This is a genomic window from Sediminitomix flava, assembly GCF_003149185.1.
Lineage (GTDB): Bacteria > Bacteroidota > Bacteroidia > Cytophagales > Flammeovirgaceae > Sediminitomix > Sediminitomix flava.
On the sequence record NZ_QGDO01000001.1, the window covers coordinates 1,210,688 to 1,235,320 of the forward strand.

The following is a 24,633-nucleotide window of genomic DNA, read 5'->3' on the forward strand; positions in this document are numbered from 1 at the left end:
ATTTACAAATGTAAATAACACACCTATTGAGAGCTTATATTTTTAAACGGAAAGCCAATACTAATTTGAAATTGAATTTTGTTTTCCAATACTTCTGAAATACAAAAAACGAATGCTCAATCGAACATTCGCTTTCCATTTTCAAGAATACTGAAATCAGTATTTAGATTTCTTTTGGAGAATCTATGACTTCATTATCAGACTTTTCTTTCAAGTATTTTTTATCATTCAATCGTTGAATTTTTTGAGCTGATTCACTGATGATATTTAGTGTTGTAGTATCTTGATCATACACCGAATACCATCCTTGTCTTTCATGTGGAGGATCTCCGATGTAGTCATCTCCTTCTTCCCAAAAATCGTGAATGTGTTTTGGTCTGCCTTCTCCAGCAAAAGCCCAAAAATTTGCTCCGACTAATGATGTTCCTTGCTCCGCATTCTCAATGACTTTCTCAAAAAGAGCTTTATAATATTTATCCTTCCACACCGTCGTTGCTTTCGGATCATGGTTGTTCTCATCTCTACCAATTCCGAATTCTTCCAAGACGATTGGTTTACCTAGTTTTTGCGCTGAGGCAACATGATCTTTGATGTAAGCTTCTACATTTTTGAAGGCAGTCGGATAAGTTTCTTCTGCATTGGTAGGGTTAAACCAAGACCAATTCTGTACCCAAATATGCATGGTCATATAATCAATATGTTCGGAAAAATTATCTTCATATACATTGATGCCTGCATTTGTACCCGGTGTATTTCCTTCAGTACCTAAACAAACTAAGTGCTTTTGATCTTGAACTTTGATAAAAGAAGCTGTACGCTCAATCCACTTTAAGTAATCTGCACGAGATTCATATCCTCTTGGCTCATTTGAAAGTTGCCAAGCCATAATTGTTCCGTCTTCTTTATAACTTCTTTTAGTAATGCTATTTTCACGGTTGATTATTTTCGTCAAGAAATCTTCAAAAAGCTGCATTGCTTTTTCATTCTGATAAAATGACTGTGTGTATTTGATGTAGGCATCCCAAGAGTTTGAACCATCGAAAGGATATGGCGCTTCGGGTTCTCCTGCCCATTCCAAATATTGCGTCATTCCTCCAGACCAAGTCCAAAAGTTATTGAGTACCATCACCGCTTTCATATCTCTTTTTGCCATTTCAGACAAGAGGAAATCAAGACCTTCGGCTACTTCTTCATTTATTACTCCTGCTTCGGGTTGTAAAGTAGGTTGAACTCGCCAAGGTGCTGAAAGCGGACCATCACTCGAAGCTAAGATTCGCAAGTTTGTGATTCCGAGTTCTTGCATATGGTCTAGCTCTCGGGTCAATCTTGCTCGATCGCCTTTTTCTCCCTTCATTCCCAAATTCATTCCGTACCAATAATTGGCTCCAATGAAATAGTAGGGCTTTTTCTTATGAACAAACTGTGTTCCCGATACAGAAACAAAGTGTTTGTGACTACTACAGGATACTCCTAAAAGAAGGATGAGTATGCCTAGTAAAATATTGATAGATTGTTTTTTCATGGTTAAAAAATTAAACAGCTTCAACAGAAATCATCGTTTTCAAACGGTGGATAATCTCCAAACAAGCTCTTCCATTATGATAAGGACATTTCCATGGCCCTACTTTATCGTCTTCTAAGTTTGGTACACCATTTTTATCTACTCTCCAATACCATTCGCCACTTTGGTTAATCAAATTGGCTTTAATATATTCCCAATTCTTTTTTGCTGCGTCCAGATAAGAAGTCTTGTTTGTTAGTTGGAATGCATTGACAAAACCGACCATTGCTTCTGCTTGTGGCCACCAATGTCTTTCATCGTCAATATGACCATTTGCAGCCTCATTTAAGATAGAGCCATCGTCTGCGATACCATGTTTTAAGGTCACATCCACCATTCTTAAGCAAACTTCTTGTACTCTTTCAAGTAACATTCCATCTCCAAGAATTGCGGCAGCTTCTTCCAAAAGCCAAGAACCTTCAATGTCATGTCCGAAAGAGACTTCATTAGACTTAATGGTCCAATCTTCTTCCATGAATAGGTTAAAGTTTGCAGTTCTGTTGTCAATGATTTTTTCTAAGAAAACAATAATCAGATTCCTTAATTGTGCTTTGAGTAAACCATCTTGATGCACTCGGTACAGTGCTGTATAAGCCTCCAAAATATGGAGGTGCGTATTCATTGTTTTCTTTTCGTTGGCATCTTTTTCACTCAGACGCAAATCTTCCAAGATATCCCACTCTCTTGTGCAAGCCTCAAAGTAACCATTATAATATTTGTCGAAACTATGTTCTTCAATATCTAGGAAAAGCTTCATCGCGGTATCAAGGGCTTCTTGATCTTTGGTCGCTTTATAATATTCAGCCATAGCATAAATCGTAAAGCCAATCGCATAGATCTGCTTTTTGGTTTCGATTGCTTTACCATCAGCATCAAGCATCCAATACACGCCTCCAAATTCTTTATCAATAAAGAACTTTTGGATGTATTCATAGGCTCTTCTAGCCATTTCCAAATATTCTGCTTTTTGGTAATGCTGATAAGCAACTGAGAATGTCCACAAAATACGAGCATTTAATACGGAGCCTTTCGGAGCATCTTTCACAATAGTATTATCATGTAGAATTTGTCCGTAAAAACCACCTCGCTCAAAATCTTGTGTATGATCAATCCAATATTGAAGGATGTTTTCTCTGAACTCTTGATCTAATTCGTTGATGAAGTTTTCCATGCTACTTAAAGTTTAAAAACGGCTTATGCGAACAGACATAAAGCCGTTTTTTGATGAGGAATAAATTAGAATTTTGAATATAGAGACAAGACATGCCTTGTCTCTACCCTATAAACCCAAAGCTTTCAACGCCTCTTCATTCTTATCTACCATTGCATTGATGGTATCTACAGAATCGGCTGAAGTGAGCTTATCTTCAGGAGTGTTTAAACAGTAATCTACTAACTTGTCGATTGTGGACGTGGCTACATGCAATCGGGTATCCGATGAAGCATAATATATTTTTACTGATCCATCTTCATCTGCAATCCAACCATTAGCAAAAGCAACGTTAGAAACATCTCCTACTCTTTCTTCTTCGTAAGGAGCGATGAAGTGACCACCTGGTAAGGCAATCATTTTCGATGGATCGGCTAAGTCAGTCATAAACATATAAAGTGTGTAACGAAGACCTGCGGCAGTGTTTCTTACACCATGCGCCAAATGCAACCAACCTTTTGAGGTTTTGATTGGTGTTGGTCCTTGTCCGTTTTTCACTTCATAAATCGTGTGATAAGTTTTGTTGTGAATGATTGTTTCTTCTTTCACTTCTGCGTTTTCCATAGAGTCTGTGAAGCCCCAACCGATTCCTCCTCCAGAACCTGTATCAATAAATCCGTCTTGCGGACGTGTATAAAGCGCATATTTTCCATTTACAAATTCAGGATGCAAAACCACATTTCTTTGCTGCCCCGAATAGGTCACCAAATCAGAAAGACGCTCCCAATTCACCAAGTCTTTTGTACGTGCAATACCGCATTGTGCTACTGCCGAAGAAGTATCTCCTTTTGGTGCATTTGGGTCTTTTCTTTCCGTACAGAATAATCCATAAATCCAACCGTCTTCATGTTTGGTCAAACGCATATCATATACGTTGGTATCTGGCTGATCTGTTTGTGGTAAAGTGATTGGTCGATCCCAAAAACGGAAATTATCAATTCCGTTAGGGCTTTCCGCTACGGCAAAGAATGACTTACGGTCAACGCCTTCTACACGAACAACCACTACATATTTTCCATCAAACTTGATAGCACCTGCATTGAAAGTAGCATTCATCCCGATACGCTCCATAAGCATCGGATTATCTTTCTCATTGAAGTCATATCTCCAAGTCAGTGGCGTATGCGCTCTTGTAAGTACAGGATTTACATATTTCTCAAATACACCATTGCTTTTTGCTTTTGGAGCATTTGCTTTTCGTAATAAACTCTCTTGCTCTTCGAATAAACGAACTACTTTATTTTTGAATGTCTTTTCCATTACAATCTATATTTTGAATGTTTTTTGTCTGATTGATTTTACTTTACAGTGTAAGTAGGTGGATATATGAATTCAGGTAATTTCGATTTTCATTCAAATTGATTTTTCACAGTGGAAACAATCTTTTATTGATTTGATCGCAGTCTTCATTTTTTGTCTTGACACAAAAAACGAAGCAAAAAAAGTCAAGTCCCATTCAATCATCCTCCCCGCAAATCAGCCCAAACTCCACGCGATGGGACAAACAGCCCTCTTAGGCGTATTAGCGGGAAGCTTGCCACAAAAGCGGAGAAGCGAAGACTCGTGGGGTGACCGTTTTTTATGTGGCTTGATTTTCTTTGGTTCGTTTCTTTTATCAAGAAAAGAAATGAACACTACAATCAGAGTAAGAAAGACAATACCCACTATGCATGAATTACTAAGAACGAAAAGTAAACTCGTTTTCATATGTCCTACTACTTAAGCCTAGATTACCTCTGCTTTCTCTTCCTCTTTTACTACAGTCTCTCCATCTGGATTAACTGCATTTTCTAGGTTGTCCCACCAGTTTTTCTTTAAGATGAGTACTGTGATTGCGCAAATAGCTGCTGTTACGAAGAAGGATGTTTGTTCTTTGATCACGATGTAAATCGGCATGATGGTAAGCGTACTTTGCCATACAATCCCGACGATTACATTGACCATATCACGTTTGAAATCTTTATTCTTTCTGATCTGTGGATTTTCTGCCACTACTTTATCGTGGATAGGTTTCCAGAATCCCCAAGGACGAACTTTGATATAGAAGGCTTTCAAAGTTTCTTCGTCTGTTGGTTCGGTTACAAGAGAACCAATGATACTACCCGCCATAGATACTGCAAACATGAGTGGGAAGTAGTAAAGCTCTAGTATATCTGGGAAGAGCATTGGGAAGACCATAGAAGCGGCAATACCTGTAGCCATACCCCAGAAGAATCCATGACCATTAAATCTCCACCAGTACCATTTCAAGATGTTGGCTGCGATATACCCTCCGTACAATGCTGATACAATCCACTGCAATACGGAGTTGATATTTTTCACATAAAAACCAATGATGGTACTGACAACCACTACCAAAGCAGAGATGATATAACTTGCCGTCATTTGGCTCTTTCTACCTGCTTTCGGGTTGATATATCTTAAATAGATGTCATTTACTAAATAGGCAGGTGCGGCATTTACTGTAGAAGCAAAAGTGGACATGAACGCGGCTAACAATCCTGCCAACAGTAGTCCTTTTAATCCTGTAGGCACAAACTCGTTGATGGCCATCGGAAGGATATTCTCAAAGTCAAAAGCGATACCCGCTTCATTGATTTCATCGCTAAAGAAGACGATTGCCAATACCGCAAAACCAGTAATCATCAAGTATCTTGGGAAAAGCAAAACAAGGGATACAAAACCCGACATCTTTGCTGCTTCTTTCGGTGTTTTGGTCGAAAGAATTTTCTGCATATCGAAGTTTGGTGCTGGCCCTGCCATAGATGCGAAGAAGCCTTTGAAGAGCATCATCATGAAGAAGATACCAAACATAGAGAAACCATCTTCTGAAATTCTTTCATTTACGGCTGGAATCAGATTTCCCCAATCCATATTCAATTCCCAAGCGAAGAACGGATTTGTCCAACCTTCTGGCGTCATTAGAGCTAATGTCTCTGGTGAAACTTTTGCCATCGCAATTCCTGCAATTACCAAAGCTGAAACGGTCATGATCGCAAACTGAATTACATCAGTCCAAACGATACTGAGCATCCCCCCCATTACGACATAGAAAGTTGCGATTGTTGTAAACACAATTCCGTAGAAGTGTGGAACATATTGCAGAGGAATATCAAATGGAACGTATTGTCCAACAAATTCCCATGGCAAGAAGATTTCCATAAATTTACCGATCCCGATAAAGCCATAGCTCAAGAAACCTAGTACACTCAAAAGGGCAAAAACGACCACAATCATATGCGACATTTTCCCTGAAGTCCCATCTCCAAATCGGATACGAATCCATTCAGCTCCTGTAAGTACATTCGATTTTCTTAGCCAAATAGAAAGGTAAATCATTAAGAAAATCTGATTGAAAACAGGCCATAACCAAGGAACCCAAACACTCTTCAATCCATATATAAAGGCTAAATACACCATCCACATCGTTCCCGAAATGTCAAACATTCCTGAGGCATTCGAAAGCCCGAGCATATACCAAGGAAGCGTGTTCCCTCCAAGGAAATAGGATTCCATATTTTTTGAGGCTTGCTTTTTTAACCACAGCCCCACCAAAATGGTCGAGAGTAGATAAAGCCCTATGATCGATAAATCTAAAATTTCTAGTTGCATCATACTTACTGTTCCTACTGTATAAAAAATTGTGTTGTTCTAACAGTCTTCACACTGCATTGCGTTTTTGCATAGCACAAAATTGAAGAAACAGTGATGCGAATTGAGGGGGGTAATCTTTCAATTAAGACGAAAAATCATCCATTCTGATAACATAGAGGGGGATAGCTTTCGGTATTTGTATTTCTGAAATATGACTAGAACTATAGATTTCTCTATTCGATGATATTGTAGTGTTTAAATTGGCATTAGATGTGGAACCGTTAAGTACTAGGACAAATGTTTTCGGGATAAAACTTTACTGTTCTTAGAGTTGCTCTAAGAACTCATAAATGAAAGAGAAAGTCTTCAGACTCGAAAAATATACATAAAATTGAGTCTGAAGACTCTTACTCTCATCAATCAAACCTTAGATAGCTTCGCAAACTCTAAGGATAGTTACACTCGTTTTCTTTTGTCCAAGTACTTAAAAATTCTATGAAATGAAAGCGTTAATCAAAGTCTATATTTGAGCGTAGCGAGTTTAGACTTTTTAGCGAGAATGGAATAGAATTTAGGTGAAGCATCTTAGCCATGGCCTTTTGTTACTTTTGGCTTGACCCAAACGTAAGAGAAAAATAAAGCATCTTATATATCTATAATCAAATCTATTACTTTATACAATTTCCCCTTCTCTTTGAGACCTCTCTCCCCCTCACATTTGGTACATAAAAATGAAATTGCTGTAAAAGTAAAAAGGTGAAATCGTCATCATTTTTTGATCAAAATTGATAGCACAATGAATAGATTTTTAAAAACAGCTTCAGCATTATTTCTCGCAAGTCAACTTGGAGCTTGTTCGATAGATACAGTAGAGGAGCAAAAACCTAATGTATTACTTATTCTGACAGACGATCAAGGTTGGGGAGATTTATCCTTCAATGGGAATCAGCATTTACAGACCCCAAACTTAGATGGACTTTTTGAGCAAAGTACCGTTCTTTCCAATTTTTATGTCAACCCTGTTTGTGCACCAAGTCGTGCGTCATTATTGACAGGACGTTACAATTTGCGTACGGGAACTTCTTGGGTGACGCGTGGGACTGAAAACATGCGAACTGAAGAAGTTACGATGGCTGAAATTTTTAAAGATGAAGGTTATAAAACGGGACTTTTCGGGAAGTGGCATAATGGTGCGCATTACCCACAAGACCCTAACGGACAAGGTTTCGATGAATTTTGGGGCTTCTGTGCTGGGCATTGGTCAAATTACTTCGACACAGAGCTTCAGCACAATCAAGAAATGACGCCTACAAAAGGATATATTACAGATGTTTTGACTGATAAAGCAATGGTATTTATGGAAGAAAATAAAGAAAAACCGTTCCTCTGCTTTGTACCTTACAATACACCACATACGCCTTTCCAAGTAGCTGATAAATATTTTGATAAGTATAAAGATATTGACTTTGGAAAAGGAGAAGAGGGAAATAAACAAATTGCGGCCGTCTATGGAATGATTGATAACATGGATGAAAATATCGGGCGAATGCTTCAGAAAATGGAAGATTTAGACTTGGATGAAAATACAATCGTGATTTTCCTTACGGATAATGGCCCTCAGCAATACCGTTATAATGGCGCTTTTAGAGGTAGAAAAACAGATGTACTTGAAGGTGGTGTAAGGGTTCCGTTCGCTATAAAGTGGCAAAACCAAATACAATCACAGAAAATCATGCAATTTTCAGCACATATCGACATTCTTCCAACGCTTCTTGATCTATGTAAAATTGAAAAACCACAGTACTTAAAACTAGACGGTATCAGTTTATCAAAAAGTATTATGGGAGAAAAAAATAAAGAAAGTGATAGAATTCTCTTTGACATCATGACAAATCAAGATGTTGTATCAGACTATAAAGGAACAGCTATTCAAGCCCCTTACAAATGGGTGATTGAACATGGAAAAAAGTCGCTTTACAATATTAAACATGACCCTAGCGAACAATCCAACTTAATAGACTCTCTGAATGAAAAAGGAAAGCAATTAGAATTAGCTTACTTGAATTGGTTTGATGATGTTACCAAAAATGGGTTTGACCCTTTCTTAATTCCAGTGGGTTACAATCAAGCTCCTGTTGTTCAGCTTCAAGCACATGAAGCAAGATTAGTTGGAGACTTAAAGTACAAACATAGCGTTCACGGTTGGGCTCATGATTGGGTAATCAATTGGAAAAATACCACAGATCGGATTGAGTGGGATATTGACGTAATAGAAGATAGTAGTTTTGAAATCTTTTTAAATTATAGCTGTTCAGAAGATCAGATTGGATCAGGACTAATGGTAAAAGCAAATGGACAAGAACTTCGTACAACTATTTCGGAAGCATTTATACCTACCCAAATTGATAGTCCTGATAGGGCTTCAAGAGAGCAAGAAGCCTATGAACAAACTTGGGGAAAACTTTCTTTAGGTAAAATTCAATTGCCTAAAGGGAAACATACGATTTCACTTTCTGCTACAAAAATAGGCAAAACTGAGGTTGGAGAACTCAAGAATATAACAATGAGTAAACAGGTTGGCAACCTAGTTAAAATATAAACCAATTCTAATCATAAAGTATTAACATTCTCATATAAGGATAGCAAAAAAGCTATCCTTTTTTATTGATTAACAAATAAATCACAACATCAAATAGTCTAATTGTAAATATTAAATAGTTAGCATCTATAACTTATCTAAGTATGTATTGTACTTTAAAGACTTGACATATTCTTTTAACACTATAATATCGAAAGATCGTCCAATACCTCATAATTTTGAATGCTAAATATTTAACTAATTTTTACTGCTTAAAAAACAAACTGTATAATTAGACTTTTTTTACAATGAGGAAGTTTTACCTTTTTTTTATTCTTCTAGGTTTCACTCAATCTTTATGGGCTCAAACTAGGCCTACAAAGGGGAATGGAAACAGTTCCGATCCTTTCCAAATTGAAAATCTAGATCATCTCAGATGGCTCTCTGAGGGAGGAAGCGATGGAATGACTAATGCTGAACGTTGGAATAAAAATTATATTCTAATGGCAGACATCGATGCTTCAGAAACTAGCACATGGAATGACGGGCTTGGTTTTAGCCCTATTGGGGTATTACCAGATAAGTTTCAAGGAAACTTTAATGGTAATCGTCATACAATTTCCAACCTATACATTAATCGACCAGATGAAGACCAAGCGTCCTTTATTGGTTATGCGTTGAATGCCCTGATTACCAATTTAGGTATCGTAGATGCTAATATAACAGGTGCTCGAATAATAGGTGGTATCATAGGCTATTCATATGATTCTGATGTGAAATATTGTTACACTTCAGGTACTTTGACTGGAACTGATTACGTCGGAGGTATCATGGGATATGCTAATGATTATAGCTATGTTTACGATTCCTTTACATCTGCTTCTATAAGTGGAAATGATAAAGTAGGTGGTATCATTGGTGAAGGAATTTCATATTCTAGGATATACAGTTCATATGCTTTTGGACCTATTGCAGGAATTTCAAATGTTGGTGGCATTTATGGTGTTGCAAACCCAGCATATGCATATAACACATACTGGGACTCTGAAACTACAGGGCAAGTTACAGATGCCTACCTAAGTGCATCTTCCGGCTTAGCTACATCTGATTTTGCTACTGTTGATAATTTCTCAAGTTGGGATTTTGAAAACGTTTGGACAATCACTACACAAACAGATATAGATAGCAATCCAAGACCTTATCTCAAGTGGATGCTTTTTGATGATTACATTGAAGTTTTTGCATCACCTGTTGAGGCTGATAAATCTCTTACTGAAACAGATTACTACAACTATGGAGATGAAATCACTCTAGAAACTACTGCACATCCAGGCTTTACATTTAGCCACTGGGAAAATGCAGAAGGTGTTAATATCTCAACAGAGAACCCTTATACATTCACTTATTCAGCGGATTCTACATCAAAATATACAGCTGTATTTGAGTATAGCTTTGAATTTGCTGGTGGTGATGGTAGTTCAAGTGATCCTTATCAAATTGAAACACTAGAGCAATTATCATATTTGAGTTATGTTCGTAGCTTATTCCATAAGTCCTTCATTTTAATAAATGATATAGATGCTACTGAAACAAGTTCATGGAATGAGGGCAAAGGATTTGAGCCACTTGGATACGATAGAGAATATAGTTCAACTGGAACTTCTTACTCAACCTATGCTTTCAATGGAGATTTTAATGGAAATAATCATGTGATTTCAAACCTCACGATTAACCGCCCGACGGAAGAATACATCGGACTTTTCGGATATTTATCTAATGCTAAAGTATATAATTTAGGCCTTACAGATATTAATATTCAAGGAAATAATAATGTCGGAGCAATAGTAGGATACGCTTATAATTCAGAAGTAAAATCTACCTATTCCACAGGTCAAATAAATGGAATCAATTATTCTGGGGGTATTGTAGGTCGTATAAGTTCCTCATCTATTGAAAACTCGATCTCATTTGCAGACATTACATTGTCATCAAATTATGGCGGAGGACTAACAGGCTATATGCACAACAGTAGCATTAAAAATTCATATTCCACTGGTAGCGTTACAGGTAACAGTTCTATTGGAGGTTTAGTAGGGTATTATATCTCAGGAAATATTACCGACTCTTATTGGGATAAGGAAACTTCTGGCTTAACTTCTTCTTCAGGTAGTGATGACAGTTTTGGTTTGACTACTACGCAATTCTCTGATATATCTAATTTTACAAATTGGGATTTCAATGGAATATGGGAAGTTACAACACTTTCTGATATTGACTCAAATCCTAGACCATACCTTCAAGCTTTCATCTATGAATATTTTATATCGTTAGATGCTAGTCCATCTGAAGCGACTGCAAACCTTGAAGGATACGGTGGAGTAGTTGTTGATAGTGAAATAACTCTAACTACAACTGCTAAAAATGGATATGAATTCTTAAAATGGACGAACTCTGAAGGTGATAGTATTTCAAATGAAAATTCATTTACGTTTGTATTTACGGCTGATAGTTCTACTCAATATACAGCTCATTTCATAGAAAATTATGAATTTGCTGGTGGTGATGGTAGTTCAAATGACCCTTATCAAATAGCCAACCTAGAACAGTTGGAATACCTCAGTAACGTTTCATCTCTTTGGAGAGATAGTTTTATACTAACTACTGACATTGATGCATCTGAAACTGCTACTTGGAATAACGGTAAAGGTTATAGACCTATAGGTAGTAGTAATCAACCATTTTACGGTGACTTCGACGGTAACAATCATACGATATCAGGTCTTACTATAAATCGTCAAAATGAAGAATACTCAGGTCTATTTGGCTATGTTTTAAATGCTAGTTTTCAAAATATTGGACTTGTAGATGTTAATATATTAGGGTCTAATTATACTGGAGCTTTAATTGGCTACAACTGGAATAGCAGCGTCAGTCACGCTTATTCAACAGGAACTGTAAGCGGTAATGAATTTGTCGGAGGACTTCTTGGATATCAATATACATACGATAACTCTGCATTTGTTGAACACTCCTTCTCATCTGCAGATATTATTGCTGAAAGCAGAGCCGGAGGATTGGTTGGCCACCTATCTAGTGGTTATGTAGAGAATACTTATGCCACAGGAAGTATTACAGGTAGTAGTTCTACTGGGGGTATAGTTGGTACCAAAAACTCAGCTGGTATTGTAAATAATTCATATTGGGATATTGAAACAACAGGTTTGACTACTTCTTCTGGTAGTCTTGATAGCTTTGGGCTAACTACTTTAGAATTTGCAGATGCTTCAAACTTCACAAACTGGGATTTTCAAGGTAATTGGGAAATTGGTACACAATCAGACATCGATACAAACCCTAGACCTTATCTTCAATCATTTATTTATGACTATTTCATATCTATTGACGCAGACCCGACTAATGCAATAGCTAGTTTTAGCGGACATGGAGGTATCATTGTAGATTCAGAACTCACATTAGAGGCTTCGGCAATAAATGGATATGAATTATGGAAATGGACAAACTCTAATGGTGATAGTCTTTCTAATACCAGTCCATTAACATTCCTTTTCACAGCTGATAGTTCTATTCAATATACCGCCCATTTCATAGAAAATTATGAATTTGCTGGAGGAGATGGTACTGTAGATAATCCTTACAGGGTTGAGAATTTACTTCAACTTGAATACATCAGTAATGTTCCTACACTTTGGAGTAAACATTTCGTTCTCATTTCTGATATTGACGCATCTGAAACAACTAGCTGGAATAATGGCAAAGGTTTCAAACCAATAGGTCAAAATCAAAATAATTTTACAGGTAGCTTTAATGGTTTTGGTTATACAATTAGCGGACTTTACATTAATAGACCTAATGAAGATTATATTGGTCTATTTGGCTACTCTACAAATGCACGTATCGAAAACTTAACCTTTACTGATTTTAATTATACTGGTAGAGATTATGTTGGTGGAATTGCGGGTTATATATCTAACACTGACTTATCTACTCTATTTGCTAAAGGTACTATAAATGGAGACGACAACTTAGGGGGGCTAGTTGGTAGATCTACTTCTTATACATCCATTGAAAATGTACACTCGAATGTGAGCATTACAGGAGACTCAGATCTTGGTGGTATTGTAGGTTCTTTCTACGACTCTAGACTTTCATATTCTTATGCCATTGGAGCTGTTAATGGAAATTATGATAATGGAGGACTTATTGGATACCAATCATCATCTACGATAAACTCATCCTTCTGGGATACTGAAACGACAGGCTTAACTAGCTCATCAGGCAGTGATAATAGTAGTGGTTTATCTACGCTTCAATTCTCTAGCGTAGCTAATTTTACAGATTGGAATTTCAATGGTGTTTGGGGTATTCTTACCGAATCATCTTTTGAAGACGTTCCAAGACCTTATCTGATGGCCACTTTGTATGATCGTTTAATTGACGTTAAAGCTTCACCATCATACGCTGCTAGATACTTCAGTGGTAAAGGGTATCATGACTATGGCGAAGAAGTTTGGTTAGCGGCTCCAGCTAAGTCGGGTTTCTGGTTTGAATTGTGGACTAATGATCAAGGAGATACCGTTAGTACATCTAACCCATTTATATTCGAGTTTGCACAAGATAGTTCATTAACATATACTGCTCACTTTTCAGAAAGTTTTGGTTTTGCTGGGGGTGATGGAACAGTTGAAGATCCTTATCAAATAAACCGTATGCTTCATCTTACATACCTTAGTAATGTAAGATCATTATGGGATAAGCACTTTATTCTTACAGCTGATATAAATGCTGCAGAAACTGTTACTTCTAACAATGGGAAAGGATTTAGTCCTATCGGTAACAATGAGGTAGATTTTATAGGGTCGTTTAATGGTAACGGTTTCAAAATTGATAGCTTACACATAAACAGACCTCTCGAAAGTTACATTGGTTTATTCGGATCAACGAACTATAGTTCTACCACTATTAGCAATGTAGCACTAACTAATGCTAATATCGTTGGATACAACTATGTTGGGGCGTTAGTAGGCTATCTCGATGATGCGATTGTAATGAATTCCTATTCAACAGGATCTATTAGAGCAAATAAATACTCTGGGGGACTTGTTGGATATAATTATTATGCAGACATTAAATATTCCTTCTCATCTTGTGACATTATTGCTAATGACTACGTTGGAGGTCTTGCTGGATACATATATTATAGCTCAAGTATAGAGAACTCTTATGCTATGGGTTCAGTAATTGGTAATAACTATACAGGTGGATTAACTGCTTATGCACCGTACTCCAATTACATCATTAATTCTTATTGGGACAAAGAAACAACTCTACAAACTAGTTCTGCTGGTAGTGATGATAGTTTTGGTTTAGCGACAGTTGATTTCGCTGATCAGAATAATTTTACTGACTGGGATTTTGAAAATACTTGGATAATGAAATTAGATGAAAGTATAGACTCTTCAACTAGACCTTATTTCAAGTATATGTACTATGATGGAAAAATTGAAATATCAACTAGTATAGAAGAAGCAATAGCTACAATCTCAGGGGCAGACTTCTATAACTATCAAGATGAAATCACATTAGATGTAACTCCGGTCAACGGTTATCAATTTGGAGCTTGGGTAGATGCAGAAGGAGATACCTTAAGTACAACACCTTCTTACACATTTACATTTACAAATGAAAGTAACCTTGTGTATTACCTTCTTTTTGATGAAACATATGAATTTGCTGGGGGTGACGGTTCTTCAAGTGATCCTTATCAAATTGAAACACTTTTACAGTTAGAGTATTTAAGTAATATTTCATCACTTTGGGATAAAAACTTCATACTAGTGGCTGATATTGATGCCTCTGCTACTGTAAACTGGAATGATGGAAAAGGATTTAGACCAATAGGTAACAATGATAAATATTTTAGTGGTAGGTTCAATGGTGATGAATTTAAGATTTACAATCTTACAATTAATCGACCTAATGAAGACTATATAGGATTATTTGGTCATGTAAGAAACTATAATGACATCAGATTTATTTCACTTCGAAATGTCAATATTGTTGGAGGTAATTATGTTGGTGCTATTGCTGGTTATGTCTACTATTCAGATATTTTAAACAGTTATTCTACAGGTTCTGTAAATGGTCAAAACTACGTGGGTGGAATCGTAGGTTACACAAGTAATTCAGGTAGTCATATCACCTCTACATTCTCTACAGCATCCGTAACTGGAAACGAATATGTGGGAGGGCTAATTGGTTATAACAGGTCTTCAAATATCAGTAAATCATATTCAATAGGGGCTATAAATGGAAATGAATATGTTGGTGGAGCTATAGGTCATGTTTATTCTGGTTCTATAAATGATATTTACTGGGATAAAGAAACAACTCTACAAACTAGTTCTGCTGGTAGTGATGATAGTTTTGGTTTAACAACTTCGCAATTCGAGAATCAAGAAAGCTTTACCAATTGGGACTTTGACAATACTTGGGTCTTGCAAGATGACTCTGAAATTGATTCTAATACGAGACCTTACTTACAGTGGATGTACTATGATACGCAAACTGAAATTGCATTAGAGTTCCATGATGCTGCTGAAATTGTTTCTGGTTCTGGTGGATTAAATTATGATGATGAAATCACTTTAGAGGTGACCCCTGTACAAGGCTACATTTTTGAAGCATGGCTTAATGCTGAAGGTGATACTTTGAGTTATGACAATCCTTACACATTCACTTTTACTGAAGACAGTCCAACAACATACTATGCACGTTTTGACGTAAATGTAGAGTTTGAAGGTGGAGATGGTTCAAGTAATGATCCGTATCAGATTGCAACTCTTGAACAACTAAACTACTTAAGTACTATTTCCGCTATATGGAACAGACATTTTGTCCTGATAGCTGATATTGATGCTTCTGAAACATCTAGCTGGAATGATGGTAAAGGATTCAGACCAATCGGAAATAATTCATCTCAGTTCAATGGTACATTCAATGGTGCTGGAAATGTAATATCAAACCTATATATCAATAGACCATTAGAAAACTATGTTGGACTTTTCGGTAGGACTACATCTGGTAACATAAAAACAACCATTAAAAATGTAGGACTTTTAAATGCCAATATTACTGGTGATGATAGAGTTGGTGCTATAGCAGGATATTTATATCAAAGTACTGTTTCCCATTCTTTTGCAACAGGTATAGTAAACGGTGGAGAGTATGTCGGAGGTATAGTTGGACGTATTTATTATTCTGATATATCAAACTCATTTAGCAACTGTGATGTCACAGCTAGTAGTTCTGTAGGAGGCATTGTAGGTAGTATAGATTATAATTCGAATGTTATCAATTCTTATGCATTGGGTGCTGTTTCAGGAAGTTATAGTACTGGTGGAATAGCTGGCTATCATTACACAGATGAATATATTCAGAATTCATATTGGGATAAAGAAACTACAGGGCTTTCAACTTCTCCTGGAGTAGATGATAGTTTTGGTTTAACTACATCTCAATTTGCTGAGCAAGAAAACTTTGCTAATTGGGACTTCCATGGCACTTGGTTAATGGAAACGAATACTGATATTGATTCAAACCCACGTCCTTATCTTCAATGGATGTATTTTGATGCTCAAATATCAGTTAGTGAACAACCTACATATGCAAGTACTGAGTTTGTAGAAATTATAAGTGCAAACTACGATCAAGAAGTTACACTTAGTGTCAATCCTAAAAATGGATATGCTTTTGAAGCTTGGATAAGCGAAGCTGGAGATACGCTTAGTACAGTGAATCCTTATACATTCACTTTCACTGAAGAAAGTCCTCTAGAAATCACAGCTCAATTCAAAGAAGATTATGAATTTGTAGATGGTGATGGTTCATATTCTAATCCTTACCAAATTGAAACTCTAGCTCAATTAGAGTTTTTGAGTAATGTAAGATCACTTTGGGATAGAAATTTCGTATTAATCTCAGATATCGATGCAAGTGAAACATCTAACTGGAACGAAGGCAAAGGATTTAGCCCTATTGGCGACAATAATCACAGTTTCTATGGAAGATTTGATGGTAACTCACATATCATAAGTAATCTATACATCAACAGAGACCAAGATTTTGTTGGACTGTTCGGAAATGTATATGGAACGATCAAACAACTAGGCTTGAAAGACGCTTCAATAAAAGGAGCTAATCAAGTAGGTGGTCTTGCAGGAGATTTAGATGGAACTATAGAATCTTGTTTCGTTTCTGGTAATATTGAAGGAAATGTAAATATTGGAGGTCTTTCTGGTTATGTATACAGAGGCAATTTACTGAATTCATTTAGCTTAGCTGAAGTTAGCGGTATTCAAAATGTTGGAGGTGTAATAGGTTCTTTGGAAGATGAAAGCGAAGCCAATACACTTTACGCATCCGGAAATGTATCAGGTCAAAGCAATACAGGTGGTGCTATAGGTTATGCATCTTCTTCAAGTAAAGTTGAGATCGTATACTGGGATACTCAAACTACTGGTCAATCTTCATCTTCGGGAAGTTTATCATTCATTTTTGGCTTATCTACAATTAATTTCAGTCAAGAATTTATGTTATCAGGTTTCGACTTTGGAGGTATCTGGGAAATTACAACACTAAATGAGTTTGATGAAAACCCGAGACCTTACTTACAATGGCAATTGTATGATGACTATATTTCAATCTATTCTACTCCTTCTGAAGCAAGTGAAACAATATCTGGGCATGGAGGTGTAAATAATGGAGATGAAGTTACATTTGAAGCCTTAGCAGTTAATGGTTATGTATTCTCTCATTGGGAAACTGTTGATGGAGATAGTATTTCTTCAGATAATCCATATACATTCACGTTCAACAATGGGGATGAGACAGAGTATATTGCTCAATTTGAAAATGCATTTAGTTTTGCTGGTGGTGATGGTTCTATTCATGATCCTTATCAAATTTCTACTCTTGATCACTTAGAGTATCTCTCAAATGTATCTAGTCTTTGGAACAGGCACTATATCCTAATCAACGATATCGATGCTACAGCAACTCAGACATGGAATCAAAGTCAAGGTTTAAAGCCTATTGGTAATCAAAACAATTCCTTTACTGGCTCATTTAATGGACAAGGCTTCGTAATTAGTAACCTTGAAATCAATTATATGAATGAGAAGTATGTAGGTCTATTTGGTAGAATTAGCTATGCTACTATTAAAAATGTAGGCTTAACTAATGCTTATGTATTAGGAAAATCTTATGTAGGAACACTAATTGGATATGCTGATCAAGCTACAATTTCTCATAACTATGTAACGGGACACGCTAATTCTTTAGATGGTGATTACGTAGGAGGAATGGTTGGTTATTTATACTATTCTAACTTATCATTTGCTATTGCTAATGTGTCAACTTCAGCAAATAACTATGCTGGTGGCTTAGTAGGACGTGCTGCATGGAATTCATACATCAACTACTCTTATTCAATTGGTCAAGTTAGTGGTTCTAACAATATAGGAGGAATCGCAGGTAGCTCATATTATAGTGTTGAAAACTCTTACTGGGATAAAGAAACAAGTGGCGTACTTAGTTCTTCGGGTAGCGATGATTCATTTGGATTAACTACTGCTCAATTCTCTGACAGCAACAACTTCGCAGGATGGGACTTCGAAGCTACATGGGCTATAGCTACAAAAAACAACTTTGACTCGAATGCTAGACCTATGTTGAATATCATGTTCAATAAGGTGTTTGTGAAAGCAAATAATTCTGAGTGGGGTTCTGTAGAAGGAGAAGGTTATTTCTTAGATGATCAAGTCATTACGATTGATGCCTACCCTAACTATGGATATCATTTCAAAGGATGGGAGCTAGATGGTCAAAATATTACGAAAGAGGAGTCTTTCACTTTACAGGTGAAAGGTAATTATACCTTTACGGCTAATTTTGAGATTAATAGCTATAACATTGATATTGTAGAAAATGAGTATGGAACAATTACTTTTGACAATGATAGTTTAACTCATGGTAGTGATGTTACTTATACGATCACACCAGATGAAGGCTATGTTGTAACAAGTGTTTTCATGAATGGATTTAACTACGGTAGCTTTACATCAAATACATATACCAATATCACAAGCGATATTGAGATGGAAGTACTTTACACTAAAATTACTTCAGCTGATGATCTATCAGAAGAAATAAATGTGTATCCAGTTCCAACTTCGACTACAATTACAATTTCTGATATAGCTCCTAATAGAAGTATTAAGATCTTCAACCTAACAGGTATTGAAGTTCTATCAACTATTTCTAACAGCTCTTCAGAAACGATAGACTTAAGTGCATTAAGTACTGGTGTTTATCTAATTCAAGTAGAAGGTTATAAGATGCAACGCATCGTGAAGGAATAATTCGAAAGAATAATCCAAAAATCTACCCCTAACTGCAAAACAGTTAGGGGTTATTTTTTATCCATAAAAAAGCAACCTCTAAAGTAAAGGTTGCTTTCAAAAAATTTTATACCGATTAATGCCACTTTTTAATTCTTGGTAACTGAAGCTGTTTGTAAAGCTTTTAACACAATACCATTTTCACTTATCGTCTTTAAATCCGTTTCAAATAAGATATCTCCTTTGTCGTAAAAAGCTTTGAAATCTGCTTCTGCCTCATGCCCCTTATAAGGCACATAATAATGATCAGGTCTTCCATTTCTCCATACCATCACATAAGCTATGTTTTTAGTAAGGTTATTGGTATTAATTATTTTATAAAGCTTTTCAGTAAACCATTTATTATCGGATACTAGCTCTAAACCTGTCTCCGTAAATGCACATAGTTTCCCTTTCTCTTGCGCAATCACTGAAATGATCTCTAGTTTTTTAATTACTTCATTGATTCCTCCACCTTGTTCTTTGAAATCCCAGTAGTCATCTAGGCCAAGAATATCAACATAATCATCTCCCGGATAACGCTCAAGGTACTTGTCTTTAGTTTCAAAAATACGATCAGGAGAATAAGCATAAAGAAGATTGTGTACGCCTTTACTCCTGAAGTAATCTACCGTAAAACGGAATATCATTTTATAGCCCTCTGTGCTACAATGTTTTTCTCCCCACCAAAACCAATTACCGTTATTTTCATGGAATGGTCTGAAAATAACAGGTACATGCTCGCCATTTTCAAGTTTTAAACCTTTGAAAAAAGAAGCAAGATCATCCAATCGAGTCAAATATCCTTCATGATTCTTTCCTCCTGGCAAAATATGACTCACAACCATCTTATCCGTTTCCCAAGAACTTAAACTGTCTACGGGAGAATATACGTGCCAACTGAGTGTATTCACTCCCCCTCTTTGGTGAACCTCTTTCATCCATCGTTGCATTTCCTTAAAAGGAACTCCATCCAGATTTTTCTCTCCGCCAATTCCTCCTGCATCCCAACCATACAAGGCTGGATAATCTCCTACTACTTCTTTTACATCAGACTTTCCTTCTTCATAAGCCCAACCAATACCGTAAGCCAAGTTATCTTGATGTCCGAACAAGGTATAATTAGGTGCTAATCTTTTCAGTTTATGATAAAGATTAATTGTTGATTGTTCAGCAGAATTATCCGCTGGAAGATCTTGTATTTTTGGTGCTTCAGATTCTTGACATGAACTCAAACCTAGTCCAATGATAATCGTCAGAAAACCCAAATATTTATTTATCTTTTTCATGATAGTTACTTTTTAAGACCTTCTGACTCGAAAGTACAGAAGGTTTCCACACAACATCAATCCCTCTTCCCTTCTTTTCAAAGAACTAGAAGTCGGGTAAACATCATTTCATTGTTTGCTAGCCTCGCAGTGACTATGTAAAGTCCATCCATTGCTTTAGTCAGATCAATCTGCTTTTCATGTCCATTGACTGTAAGCTGTTTGATCAATTTCCCATCAAGGTTATAAATGAATACCTCTGTTATTTTTTCAGTAGGATGTTCTAAGGTAAAATGTCCTCGAGATGGATTTGGATAAGCCTTTAATTGCATTGCCAATAACGGGTCTGCATCTAGAGGCGTATTATCTTCTAGTCCTTCGTAGGTATAGAGTGCCGGAAGATCATCCATAAAGAGCGTATGCTCATCTTGGTGAAATTTCAGAAAATCAGAAGCACTTGCATGCCCTGGATAAGGCGCATAATGATGTTCGGCATGTGCATTTCTCCAAACAGCAGCATAAATGGTCTTTCTTGTCAGTTCACTGTTTGTCAACACATACATCAAATATTCTGAGAACCACTTAGAGTAAGTGATGGCTTCAAGACCCGTTTCCGTAAAGGCAGTCAATTTCTTTTTGGATTGAGCTAACTCAGCTATAATTTCTAACTGATTGACTACTTTAGGAAGCCCTTGTACATCTTTCATCTCCCAATAGTTATCCAGACCAAGAATATCAAAATATTCATCTCCAGCATACCTTGCTAAGTAATCTCCTAAGGTATTAAAGCGGTCAGGAGAATAAGCCCACATCACGTTATTTACACCATTTTCTTTGAAGTAATTGATTGTAAACTGTACCAATGTTTTGTACTCAGCATCTGTACAAGCTGCTGATCCCCACCAAAACCAATTGCCATTTTGCTCATGGAATGGACGGAAAATCACAGGAATACTTTCACCTTGATCACCTTTCAAATTTTTAAGGAAGAAAATGATACGGTCTAGCATCACTTTATACGCTTCGTGCTTTTCTCCATTAGGAGAGATACCGACTACGACATTCGTATCTGTATCTCGATTACTCCAATAGAAATCTCCACCGAATGGATTATCCATATGCCACTCTAAGGCGTTCACTCCACCTTGTCTATAAATTGATTTGATTCTGTACGCCAAATCATCTCCTGCATTTCCTTGTGCAACTTCTTTGATTGCCCAAGAAGCAAAAGCAGGTAAGTCACCACAAACGTCTTCCACATCCGATCGGTCATTATTCCCTGACCAACCTACGCCATACCCTAAAGGATCTTGTTGTCCGAACAATACATTTTTACCCGTCAATTCTTGTAAGTTGAAAAACAAATTTGCCGTTTCTCTACTCTTTGCTGTAGCTGTTCTTTGGAAAGCGGTCACCGCCTCAGACTTGATGATTTTGTTTTCGAAAGCAATATTCGCAATGTTCAAACTACGAACAGCATCTCTAACCTCATCATTGCTTTCTACATTGGAAAGAAGTACTTCTGCGGCATCAATAGCTTCTGCAAATTCCAATGAAGAAACTGCATCAACTTGACCTTCTCCTTCTCCAACCAATACATAATTAAGAAGTTGATCTGCAGCATCTATGGCATTTTCCAAAGCTGTTGTATTTAAGAACACTTCCATCTCAAAATCATCCATCATCGCATTTCCCGATTTTGCTGCGGCACTTCCACCATCAAAATAGAAGTAAATGGCTTTCAATTGCTTTGTTTCCAAATTCGGTACTTGCCAAGAATAATCTATCAGTTCTTCCGAAGGTGCAATTGAAATATCTTTCCATTCATTGGTCTCATCCGTAAAAACAGGCTTGATGGATAGCTTTAAAGATACATCGGACTGAAACTTGAAGAAAAGATTAAAACTATTCACTTCCACTGCTGGATCAAGGTTCATATGAAATTGATCCCATTCAGCCCCTGCCCCAGTACGGTTGTATACAATATTTAATTTCCCGTCTGCTTGAGAAAGACTAAATGTTGTTCCTTCTACTTTCCAATGCTCTTGTACTTCTTCACTCTCAAAATTATCTAGTGTGATAATTTCTTGTGCAAAGAGCTTTCCTCCAAAAGCAATACATACAAAAATGGTAGTTAAAAATATATGTTTCATGATCCCTTAGACTTAAAAATATGCCTGCTCCTTTTGCTCGGAGCAGGCTTTTCCATTTTGCAATGATTTAGTAGATAGGACTATCTGAAATCACGATATCATCAACGTGAACTTCGTAATCCGCATCACCATTTCCTCTTTTGAATGTAAACTTGATTTGGTCTACCAAAGCAGCTGGATCGAAGGCTTTACCTTCACCGTTTCCATCCCAATCTTCGAATACAAACTCAGTAAGATCAATATTTACTCTTTCCCATCCATCGTCACCGATTTCATAGCCTGTTCCGAATGAGTAACCTGGGAAGTGCATTCCTAATTTTTCGCTTCCTTGAAGCATTTCAAAGTCGAAGTAACCTGTTTTACCATTTGTGTTGACCATGAATGACAAGAATACTCTTTCATAATCAGCGAAGCTATAGCCAGCACCGTCGTTGTTGGCAATCATTTCACCTAAACCAGCCCAAGCATCAGCTCCAGCTTTGGTTACTGAAAGGTAGCTATCTCCTTGTGCTTTTGTCAGTCCGCCTCCATTTGTAGAGACTGAAGCTCCTCCGAAGTTATTGAAGACTCCTGTATTTCCATCATCGAAGTTGAACAATGTTGTACGTTGTCCTTGCGCTCCATTCGTGAACATCACTTGATCTATGTGAATCTCGAAATTACCTGATACATTACCACCAGAGTAATCTACTTGAATCCAATCGAACGGTGCTGAAGGATCAAATTTAGAAGCATCTCCACCCCAATTTTCAAGAGTCGCATTATTTAGGTCAATCGAAATCCATTGCCATCCTTCAGTAGTCACACTATAATCATAGTCAGAGTTGGCAGGATTGAGGTGAAGTCCCCATTTCGTTTCATTTTGCCAGATCTCGAAGAATACATAACCACTATTTCCATTTGTATTTGCCAAGAAAGTTAAATGTGGTTGACCAAATTCTGAAAGGTCAAAACCAGCACCTCCGTTATTCGCTAAAGCACCACCTAACCACTTCCAACTCTCTACATTTGAGTGCATCACTGACATATAGTTTTCACCCATTCCTTTTGCTAGGTCATTGCCGTTGATCGCTGAAGTAGCACCTCCGCCACCATCGCTAAATGGATTCACACCATCTTCAAAGTCAAATACCAATACAGGAGGCATCAGCTCAGGGAATTCTGAAGGCATCACTACAGAAATCAATTCAGAAGTTCCTCCAATGATATCTGTATAATCAGAAATACATTCAATCATCACTTCATCTCCTGCTAGGTAAGAATAGTTGCTCCCTACTACTGTAAGTGCATCCATACTTTTACCATCTACATTTACGGTCTCATCTCCAACTTTTACAGCCGTTACTAAGTCCATATTTTCCCCTGTGATTGTAAAGTTACCACCAGCATTAAGCTCTGAAGGGAATTCAAGTACCAAAATATCTGGATAAATTGGTGTTACTTCTACCGAATCCAAACTTGCAACTCTTTCATACTTGTTTTCAAGTCTGACCGCAGCAGGCTCAAATTTACGCGGTGCTTTGATCACCATTTCGGTTTCAGAAACAATGTTTATATCTGCTTCCGCAATTGGCGTATTACCAATATATACACGATCCGTATGTTGTAATACTTCACCCATAATTGTGATATCGCCTCCAATGTTTACAGTCTCTGGAGAAACTGAAGTAATCACAGGAATAGGCCATTCAATATCATATTGTTGAGCTTCTTCTTCCTGACAAGCACTAAAAGCTAGGGCAGAAGACAGTACAACTGCCTTCAAAATCCCTTTATTTATCATTTGTTTCATTGCTTTCAATTTTAGCTTAA

At 36.9% G+C, this 24,633-nt stretch carries 9 protein-coding genes; 2 read left to right on the top strand and 7 right to left on the bottom strand.

The window, feature by feature from the left end; genetic code table 11:
- Window positions 1-163: 163 nt before the first annotated feature.
- The 4 genes from BC781_RS04730 to BC781_RS04750 all read right to left on the bottom strand — a co-directional run bounded on the left by BC781_RS04730 (window position 164) and on the right by BC781_RS04750 (window position 6,386).
- Window positions 164-1,522, bottom strand: a complete 1,359-nt coding sequence (locus BC781_RS04730; protein WP_109616072.1) for a glycoside hydrolase 5 family protein — start codon at window positions 1,520-1,522, stop codon at window positions 164-166.
- A 10-nt stretch (window positions 1,523-1,532) separates the two neighbouring features.
- Window positions 1,533-2,732: an AGE family epimerase/isomerase gene (locus BC781_RS04735; RefSeq protein ID WP_109616073.1), complete on the bottom strand. Its 1,200-nt coding sequence runs from the start codon at window positions 2,730-2,732 to the stop codon at window positions 1,533-1,535.
- Window positions 2,733-2,840: 108 nt separating this feature from the next.
- On the bottom strand, window positions 2,841-4,031 hold the full coding sequence (locus tag BC781_RS04740; RefSeq protein WP_109616074.1) for a glycoside hydrolase family 130 protein: 1,191 nt from the start codon (window positions 4,029-4,031) through the stop codon (window positions 2,841-2,843).
- A gap of 465 nt (window positions 4,032-4,496) precedes the next feature.
- Window positions 4,497-6,386: a sodium:solute symporter family protein gene (locus BC781_RS04750; protein WP_245935578.1), complete on the bottom strand. Its 1,890-nt coding sequence runs from the start codon at window positions 6,384-6,386 to the stop codon at window positions 4,497-4,499.
- Between the two features lie 775 nt (window positions 6,387-7,161).
- Here BC781_RS04750 and BC781_RS04755 point away from each other — a divergent pair.
- Both BC781_RS04755 and BC781_RS04760 read left to right on the top strand, forming a co-directional pair.
- Window positions 7,162-8,964: an arylsulfatase gene (locus BC781_RS04755; protein ID WP_109616076.1), complete on the top strand. Its 1,803-nt coding sequence runs from the start codon at window positions 7,162-7,164 to the stop codon at window positions 8,962-8,964.
- A gap of 287 nt (window positions 8,965-9,251) precedes the next feature.
- Window positions 9,252-19,382 carry an InlB B-repeat-containing protein gene (locus tag BC781_RS04760; RefSeq protein WP_109616077.1) on the top strand — a complete coding sequence of 3,377 codons (10,131 nt, stop codon included), beginning with the start codon at window positions 9,252-9,254 and terminating at the stop codon, window positions 19,380-19,382.
- 128 nt (window positions 19,383-19,510) lie between these two features.
- Here the strand turns inward: BC781_RS04760 and BC781_RS04765 are convergent, their stop codons facing one another.
- From BC781_RS04765 to BC781_RS04775, 3 genes are all read right to left on the bottom strand, one after another.
- Complete coding sequence (locus BC781_RS04765) at window positions 19,511-20,689, bottom strand: glycoside hydrolase family 26 protein (protein ID WP_109616078.1); 1,179 nt, start codon at window positions 20,687-20,689, stop codon at window positions 19,511-19,513.
- A 77-nt stretch (window positions 20,690-20,766) separates the two neighbouring features.
- The gene (locus BC781_RS04770; protein WP_109616079.1) at window positions 20,767-22,821 is read right to left on the bottom strand and encodes a glycosyl hydrolase; all 2,055 of its coding nucleotides are present in this window, start codon (window positions 22,819-22,821) and stop codon (window positions 20,767-20,769) included.
- 67 nt (window positions 22,822-22,888) lie between these two features.
- A complete protein-coding gene (locus BC781_RS04775; RefSeq protein WP_109616080.1) occupies window positions 22,889-24,613 on the bottom strand; it encodes an IPT/TIG domain-containing protein in 1,725 nt (574 codons plus the stop codon).
- Window positions 24,614-24,633: the final 20 nt, after the last annotated feature.

Excerpts from the sequence above, each read along its gene's own strand:
- BC781_RS04730 (WP_109616072.1), bottom strand. The coding sequence starts at position 1,522 with ATGAAAAAACAATCTATCAATATTTTACTAGGCATACTCATCCTTCTT.
- BC781_RS04735 (WP_109616073.1), bottom strand. The coding sequence starts at position 2,732 with ATGGAAAACTTCATCAACGAATTAGATCAAGAGTTCAGAGAAAACATC.
- BC781_RS04740 (WP_109616074.1), bottom strand. The coding sequence starts at position 4,031 with ATGGAAAAGACATTCAAAAATAAAGTAGTTCGTTTATTCGAAGAGCAA.
- BC781_RS04750 (WP_245935578.1), bottom strand. The coding sequence starts at position 6,386 with ATGATGCAACTAGAAATTTTAGATTTATCGATCATAGGGCTTTATCTA.
- BC781_RS04755 (WP_109616076.1), top strand. The coding sequence starts at position 7,162 with ATGAATAGATTTTTAAAAACAGCTTCAGCATTATTTCTCGCAAGTCAA.
- BC781_RS04760 (WP_109616077.1), top strand. The coding sequence starts at position 9,252 with ATGAGGAAGTTTTACCTTTTTTTTATTCTTCTAGGTTTCACTCAATCT.
- BC781_RS04765 (WP_109616078.1), bottom strand. The coding sequence starts at position 20,689 with ATGAAAAAGATAAATAAATATTTGGGTTTTCTGACGATTATCATTGGA.
- BC781_RS04770 (WP_109616079.1), bottom strand. The coding sequence starts at position 22,821 with ATGAAACATATATTTTTAACTACCATTTTTGTATGTATTGCTTTTGGA.
- BC781_RS04775 (WP_109616080.1), bottom strand. The coding sequence starts at position 24,613 with ATGAAACAAATGATAAATAAAGGGATTTTGAAGGCAGTTGTACTGTCT.